7 protein-coding genes are annotated in these 7361 nt (G+C 48.1%); 6 read left to right on the plus strand and 1 reads right to left on the minus strand.

From position 1 onward, the window contains the following. Positions 1-25 precede the first annotated feature (25 nt). The 5 genes from C0039_RS13110 to C0039_RS13130 all read left to right on the plus strand — a co-directional run bounded on the left by C0039_RS13110 (position 26) and on the right by C0039_RS13130 (position 5373). Positions 26-766: a glycosyltransferase family protein gene (locus C0039_RS13110; RefSeq protein ID WP_133125995.1), complete on the plus strand. Its 741-nt coding sequence runs from the start codon at positions 26-28 to the stop codon at positions 764-766. Next, entirely contained in the window at positions 763-1764 is a 1002-nt protein-coding gene (locus tag C0039_RS13115; RefSeq protein WP_101518299.1) for a glycosyltransferase family 4 protein, read from the plus strand. The genes C0039_RS13110 and C0039_RS13115 overlap by 4 nt, the downstream gene beginning before the upstream one ends. A gap of 123 nt (positions 1765-1887) precedes the next feature. Then, positions 1888-3045 carry a hypothetical protein gene (locus tag C0039_RS13120; protein ID WP_133125996.1) on the plus strand — a complete coding sequence of 386 codons (1158 nt, stop codon included), beginning with the start codon at positions 1888-1890 and terminating at the stop codon, positions 3043-3045. Positions 3046-3191: 146 nt separating this feature from the next. Beyond that, a complete protein-coding gene (locus C0039_RS13125) occupies positions 3192-4223 on the plus strand; it encodes a hypothetical protein (RefSeq protein ID WP_133125997.1) in 1032 nt (343 codons plus the stop codon). 85 nt (positions 4224-4308) lie between these two features. Then, positions 4309-5373 (plus strand): nucleotidyltransferase domain-containing protein, encoded by a 1065-nt coding sequence (locus C0039_RS13130; RefSeq protein WP_279304936.1) that lies wholly within the window; start codon positions 4309-4311, stop codon positions 5371-5373. Between the two features lie 104 nt (positions 5374-5477). Here the strand turns inward: C0039_RS13130 and C0039_RS13135 are convergent, their stop codons facing one another. Further along, positions 5478-6989, minus strand: a complete 1512-nt coding sequence (locus C0039_RS13135) for an amidohydrolase family protein (RefSeq protein WP_165787129.1) — start codon at positions 6987-6989, stop codon at positions 5478-5480. 184 nt (positions 6990-7173) lie between these two features. Here C0039_RS13135 and C0039_RS13140 point away from each other — a divergent pair. After that, the coding region (locus C0039_RS13140) for a hypothetical protein (RefSeq protein WP_243391613.1) at positions 7174-7361 on the plus strand (188 nt) is incomplete at its 3' end.

Raw genomic sequence — 7361 nt, forward strand, 5'->3', positions numbered from 1 at the left:
GGTAAATAAATCCGTAGGTAGAATCTTGTCAAATTTAGATGAGGTTTACTGGTACTTGCCGGACTATCTGGCCCACAAAGAACATAAATACTTAGAAGAAGTAGCGACGAAAATTATTTTCACAAAACCTTCTTCCTACAACGAAGTCCGGTTTAGAAGCTCTATTACAGTAGATAAGATAGTGAACATTTGTCCTACAATGTTTTCGTTCGAGTCAGAGAAGATTGAACTTCAAAAAAGGAAATTCTATCGAGATCTTCACGAAAAAAGTATAGATGTTGTTTTTTTAGGGAATCATAGCTACAACAAGGAACTTCAAATATCTGAAATCGCCCGTCTTATCCGCAGGAAAGTCTATGTCATCGGCTCTGGTTGGAGCGATCGTAACGATATAGAAGCTGTGGGCCCGATATACGGTCCAGCTCTTGCGGAATTTTTAAAAAAAGTAAAGGTTGGCATTGCGGTTCCTGACTCCTTTGGAGGCACAATCGACCCTATAACAGTTAGATATTTCCAGTATCCGCTTTATGGGACCTTGGGTGTTTACTCTATGAATCCTTATAATCGAGACCTTCTAAACGAAAAGCTTTTAGCATACTCGTTTGAAAATTTTGTAGAGGCCGCAGACATTATAGCTGAAGTGCTAAGCATGAGTGGAGCTAGCTACAGTCAAGCACTTGCCGAGCAAATTGCTTGGCTAAACAGTAAGGCGACCTCAGCAGAGAGTGTTTTCTCTATGCTGAGTCAGTCCGAAACGACTTTATGAAAAAGCTTGTCATTGGAACTTCGGTCCCTGCTGTCGCTCCTGGCGGTATACCCACCTTTATAGGTTATCTAAAAAAATCCGATACGTATTCGGATTGTCATTTTCTTGAATGGTGTGATCGTGAATCTGGTTCACAATTAAGTCTTGGCGATTATAGCAGGAACAAGTTTTTCCGCACCATCGCTTCTCAATTTAAGGTTCTATCAGTCGCGCATAGATATGAAGAGATCGAAGTGCACTCAATTCGAACCGGGCTGTTCGCTCTAATTTTTTTTAGAAGAAAATGTAGTTTTTTCTATCATGGACCAGGGTTTCAAGAGGCTGCTGTAGAGGGCAGTGGCGAGCTTTCTGTCTTAAGGCTGTACATAGTCGAGGCATTGATGCTGAGAAATTTGAGAAAATACTACACTGCTTCACGTGCATTCAGAAGACGGCTTCACGAAAATCATGGCGTACCAATTAGAAGAATCGAGGTCGTTCGCCCACAGGCCGACTTTGATCGTTACCGTTACGGCGCTCTAGTGAAGAAGAAGTTCAATTCGCTGGACAAGAATGGAATTATCAGCTGCGTTATCTGTAGGCGACTGGTAAATCGTGTTGGTGTTATTGAGTTCCTCGAGGCCTTACGAGCAATAGATTTGGATGAAAAGGTGCGAGTTACTATCGTAGGCTCTGGCCCTTTAGAGGATAGGGTGAGATCAGCGTCGACGTTAGACGAACGAGTGGTATTTTTGGGCGAATTGACTGAGGCTGAGAGAGATGATGTTTATAGCGATTCCCATTTTAATGTGGTTCCCACGCTTCATCTCGAGGGTCTTGGAATGGTGATTTATGAGGGACTCAAATTTGGTGCTATTCCGCTCGTGACAGCATGTGATGGAATGCCTGAGCTGCTTGAAGAGCTTGAGGTCGGTGAATATTTTGAGAACGTCAAAAGACTGATTCTTGCGATTGATCGAAGCACGATTAGGCGCGAGTTGAATCGATTATGCGAATGAAGAATATGAGCGATTTTTGCAGCCCATCTGGGGGGTGGTGGTTCCTACTGTTTAAGCTGGCAGTCCAGCTAAGTAAAGATGTTCCACGATTTTTGAGTGCGCGCGTGTACGGTTTCAGCCGTTTTGTTTAAACGTCTATTCGACAGTTATACGATTTTTCAGGTGCTTAATGTGGTCTGCGGCGGGTTGGTGTCTCTGGTCGCTATGTTTTTTCTGAGCGATAGCGACATTGTTACAAGCCAAACGTTAATATCCCTGACATTAGCAAGTTTTATGCTTCTCGCGCTCGAAGTCTCTACAGCTTCTATAGAAGCGTCACGGGCACGAAACGGACTCTCTTCCAAAAGACTCGGGATAGCTCTCATCTGTATCGGTATTTGGATTCTAGCGATAATCAGCGAAGAAAGCCTTGATTCTATCCTAATAAGCTCATTACTTTTCGGGGCTTCAGTTGTGGTAGGGGACTTTTCAGCAGTTTGGAGGGCGGTCATTGTAAACTCATCTGCACCACGAATTCGGTTGATTTTCATTAATATCGCTGCAAGCCTCGTTCGTCTTGTCACCTTCTTTTTCTTGTTTTGTCTATTTAATCCACTAGACGCCTTTATTGCTTCTGCGGCAATTTCCAACTTTTCAAGAGCTACTTTGTTTTACATGTACGCAAAAAGAATTCAAAAAAAATCGTTCTTAGTGAAAGCGGATGGTGCGTTGTATGCCTCCGATTTTGGGCAGCCCATGTTCGTGCAGAAAGTTGGTGCATACTTTGACAGGAATCCGACAATAGCCATTGTCTTGGCTATTACCAGTTCTCAGCCTGTATTCGGCTTAACGGCTACAGAATATTCGCTATCCATTTTGATCATGACATTTTCTGCAAACATTGCAGCGTATATGTGGGCCAAGCACGAGAACTTGGGAGCTGAGAATGTTGTCGAAAACCTGATTCAACCTGTTTTTCTTATGTTTATTTTTGCAGTTCTATTTACGATGTTTTTTACATTTATGCCAGCTGGTCTTGTAGAGGCTGACAGCCTTGCCAATTTAAAGGAGCGGCCTTTCTCGTTGGTTGTTCTTCCGGTTGTGCTTGGTTTTTCTTTTGGTCTCAACGTATTTTCCTACGGAAGTGAGTATTCTTGGATTCGAACGTTGATGTTATTTTCAGCTTTCTATTTTTTTGGAAACAACGGCTTTTCTATATGCATAGTTTTGAATGTCGCTTTTTTCTTTTTTTCCTTGAAGACGAGCGTTGGTACAAGTGATGTGAACGAGGCCGTTGAGTGAGGTCGGATCGTGTACTTCATATCATAATTGCAGCTAATGTCTTGCCTGTGGTTATAGGTATACTTGCTTTTCCCATCTATAGAAAGCCATTGCCTGTCGAGTACGTCGCGTTCTCTTCATTATTTTGGTTCGTTAGTGCTGTTAGTATGATCATAATCAACAGGGAGGGGGCTAAGACTTTGCTTTCTAGCCTTGGCTCTGACTTTGGTCGGAAAAATGTTGTTTTGTATTTCGTCGTTGTTGCTGCCTTGATAGTAGTTGTGAATATCCCAACTGTTTTGGGTGCTAGAGCGTCTCAGATTGATAACAGAGACTTCCTTTTTAAATTGTTCTTCCTATTTGAAGATTTTCTGTTTCTTTCTGTTGCAGCTTGCCTTGTTTATACAATTGTCACGAGATCCGTCGTTGGCTTGCTTCTTTCTATAGGCATGGTTTACTTCGTATACTTGGTGTTTAATCGGTTTGGAATGGTTGCCACTGCAGTTTTGGTCTGGTTTTCCTTTTTCGCCAGAGACACGCAATCCATTGGAGTATCACGCGGCTTACCGCGAGGCGGTACCAGATCTACGTTCGTTACAATTTTGGTTGTCTTATTTGCTTTTTCTGGCTTATTTATTATTGAAGCAAAGCGGCATGATCATGGTTTGACTGCCGGTGTATCTGATGCACTGGTCGATCGGGTTGGCGAGTTCGCAACACTTGAAGTAGTTGACAAAATGTACTCTGCAAGGAGGTTTGATGGGTTTGATGGGTTTGAGAATCTCAAGTACCTCTATCTTCCGGCTGTGTTCTTTCCTAATAAACCAATCATAAACGATGGGTCAGTCTACCTAAGGGAGCGCTTTGGAATGGGTACGGGGTACTCTTCTACTAGGTTCCCAATCCTTTTGCACAACGATGCGTTTCGACGGTTTGGCTGGTGGGGAATTATCTGTGGACTTCTTCCCTCGATTAGTCTGTACGTCATGATACGTTTAAGTTTGTTTCTGAGGCGTGTCACGGGCGTACCCTTACTAAGTTTGCTTACGATGAAGCTTGCAATTTTTATTTATCCTAAGTCCATATTGGGGTTGGTGGAGGTGACTCTTTACACGTCTTTACGTTCGGCAGTGGTTATTTTGGCGGTTTATCTTGGGTTTCTGTTGCTTAAGAACTCCCCTCCCATCGGGAAAAAATGAGGCTTGAGATGATGAAGTCATGTCTTTAGGTGCTTTCGATGGGTCAGATGAGTTCATGCCGAAGGTCCCGATTCCGAGAGATATGATGGGGGAGCTATGGCTTTATAGGTGGGCATCGAACCATCCTTTTCACCGGAGACTTTGCCCCTATCTTGCCTCTAGGGTGATGGATTCAGATTTGAAATTGAGCGAACGGGTTGGAAAGGAACTTCGGTTTCTTCGTGTTGAATGCAGTATTCACTCAATGGCTTTGGCTGCTGAAACTTCTAGGTTACTCCAGGCATTTGAGTCGAGCCCAATAGGAGTAATCCCCTTGAAAGGTGCCAGTTTGGCGAAGCGTTTATACGATGGACTTGATGTCAGACCTTTCGGTGATGTCGACCTCTTTGTCGAGCCCGGCATGATAGGGGACGCTTGCTCGCTCGTGGAAGGGTTAGGATATAAGTACATTGGATCTAATCCCTCACACTATCACAGGGAGTATTTCTTAGAGAGCAAAACCGGTAGGACTAAGTTTCACTTGGAGCTTCACGAGCGCCTTATGGGTAACGCGATCTGGGGAGATCATTGGGCTTTTGGCCTAATGGGCTCCCGTGGCTTGAGTGAGGAAATGTGGAGAAGGTCAAGCATTGAAGACGGTCATCGTATGCTCGCTATAACGGACGAATTGGTATTTCTAACCCTTCATCTTAGTAAGCATATTGTTATGGGGCGGCATGTCCGTGCTGGTGGATCATCATTGAGTGCGATGGCTCTGGATATACATCTTTTTATTGAGCGTTGGGGGATCAGAATAGACTGGTCAAACTTGATGCGCACTGCAAGAGGATTCAAGTTAACCAGACCTTTGGCCTTGGGGTTTTATTTCACCGACCTATGGTTTGGTGGTCTACCCGATGTGCCTAAGGAACAGTTTCGAAAAGATTTTGAGTCTTTACCGCCTTCGATACATGCTTGGGCATTTGAATCAAAACGATCTTCAGAATGTTCGGATAGTCTTAAACCAAGAGAGTACAGTCATTTGAAGATGCTTAGAGATTCAATGATTATGTCTAATAATTTCTTAGATATGTTTGCTGTGGTACCGGGTTTTTTTTCAGAAGTAGTTCGCCGGAGACTGTGTGCTTGGTTGATGTTCTGCATGGCGTGAGTCCATTTGCTGACTTCGTTCACATCTCCGCGGAGATTTTTTCCCCTCTTTTTCGGCAGTCCGCTAATGATCATTCCGTGCCGCGGCGAATGCCGCTACACCGCTCAGGTACCCGTGGTCAGCAAGCGCTTACCCGGCCAGGTGTCGGGGACCAGCGTTCCGTTCAGCATCACCGGGGTGCCGTTCACCAGCACGGCGTGCAGTCCCGCTGCCTCCTGGTAGGGGTTTCTGTAGGTGGCGCGGTCGATAACGGTATCGGGGTCGAACACGGTAATGTCGGCATCCATGCCCGGTTGTAGGCGGCCCTTGCGCTTGAAGGTGGGGGCCATGTTTTCAAGCCGGCGCGCTGGCAGTAGCGTCATTTTTTCCAGTGCGGTCATCAGGTCGATCACGCCTTGCTCGCGCACGTAGCGCCCGAGAATGCGGGTGAAGGCGCCATTGTGGGGAGCCACGTTCTTTTCGCGATCCTGCATGGCGACCAGGTCACTAACGATGGCCACACCCGGCTCTTCTATAGCGCGGCGGGTCCATTCTTCCTTCAGGTAGTGGTGGATGACAACGCCTCGCGGGCTTTCTTCTCGATAGTTGTTGAAGCTTTCTCGTGTCAGGCGCTCGCCGGTGGAAGCCCACTCCACGTCTTCGTAGCTGATCGCAAACACGGTTTGCCAGTCCCGTCCGAACACCGCAGAGGAAATGGGCGCTGAGCCGGCGTTGTAGGGCAGCACTTCTGTGGTCACGTCCACGCCTCTTTGCCTGGCCGCGCGAATCTCGTCCAGAAACAGCGCTGTGTTACGCATCGCATTATGGCTGATGTGGCAAATGTGCACGCTGGCGCCGGTGTCTTCCGCAAGGGCCAACGCTTCACGCAGCCCGGCTGGGTCGCCATTGATGCCGCGCCGTACGTGTACAAATATCGTCACCTCCCGCATTGCCGCCAGCTCAAAAATGGCGCGCAACTCGCGCGTGTCAACGGCCTCACTGGCGTAGTCTAGTGGCAGGCCTATGCCCAGCGCGCCGGCGTCAATTCCTGCGTTGAGCATGCTCCGCATGGCGGCCAGGTCTTCTTCTGTGGCGGCTGTCTTGAAGGTGTCTGCCAGTGCCACCTCGGGCCCGTAGATCAGCACGCGCAGCGCATTGAGCCAGCCCCGCGCGGTGGAGGGCCAGGGGGTTGCTGTGGCGTCTGCCAGCGAGATGCCGCTTTTGCGCGACATGCGAATATTGAGGTAGCCCACCGAGGCGCCGAAGTTGATCAGAGGGGTGTCGCTAATCTGCCCGGCGTAGTCTGTTACCGGGTAGGCGCCCGCCTCAAGTTCCAGTGCCGTGGTCACCCCGTCAAACAGCTGGTAGTACTGGCCCAGTTCCGTGGGCGAGTGCGTGTGCAGGTCGATAAAGCCCGGTGCAACCACCATGCCGCTGGCATCAATTTCGCGCGTGCCATGTAGCGGTGTCTCGGAGACTGCCTCGATGGTATTACCGTTAATGCCCACATGGCGTATGTCGTCCAGGCCGGTTTCCGGGTCCATCACCCGGCCATTCAGAATCACCACGTCGTAGGGGGTTGCCAGGGCTGTGGTGGTGAATAAGAGCAGCAGTGCCAGGGTCAGTTGTCGCATCATCGCTATTTCTCGCGTTGGAGTCGTTACAGTATATAGCGCTGTGTCTGCGAGGTGGGTAGCGAAATGTTTGTTCGACGACGTGGGCGTGTTGGGGACGGCCAGGGTTCGGCGGCCTGGCGGATTTTGATGTTCCAGCTGAGATGCTGGTTGTGTAGGCTGGTCAATAAGTGATCAGGGGCGTAGCATGGCAGCCATAGCATTCGATCCGCTGGAGTACGCCCGCGCGTTGGAATCCTCAGGGGTCCCACGTGAGCAGGCGGAGGTACACGCCAAAGCCATGACACAAGTTTTTGTTCACAATATGGATGCCCTGGTCACCAGGGACTACCTGGACACGCGCTTCTCGGAATTTGCAACGCGGTGGTTTTACCC

It is taken from the genome of Pseudohalioglobus lutimaris, assembly GCF_002866825.1.
Taxonomy (GTDB): Bacteria; Pseudomonadota; Gammaproteobacteria; order Pseudomonadales; family Halieaceae; genus Halioglobus; species Halioglobus lutimaris.

Bases quoted from the DNA above. Each gene is read 5' to 3' on its own strand.
- C0039_RS13130 (WP_279304936.1), top strand. From the start codon at position 4,309: ATGGGGGAGCTATGGCTTTATAGGTGGGCATCGAACCATCCTTTTCAC.
- C0039_RS13125 (WP_133125997.1), top strand. From the start codon at position 3,192: ATGATCATAATCAACAGGGAGGGGGCTAAGACTTTGCTTTCTAGCCTT.
- C0039_RS13115 (WP_101518299.1), top strand. From the start codon at position 763: ATGAAAAAGCTTGTCATTGGAACTTCGGTCCCTGCTGTCGCTCCTGGC.
- C0039_RS13135 (WP_165787129.1), bottom strand. From the start codon at position 6,989: ATGATGCGACAACTGACCCTGGCACTGCTGCTCTTATTCACCACCACA.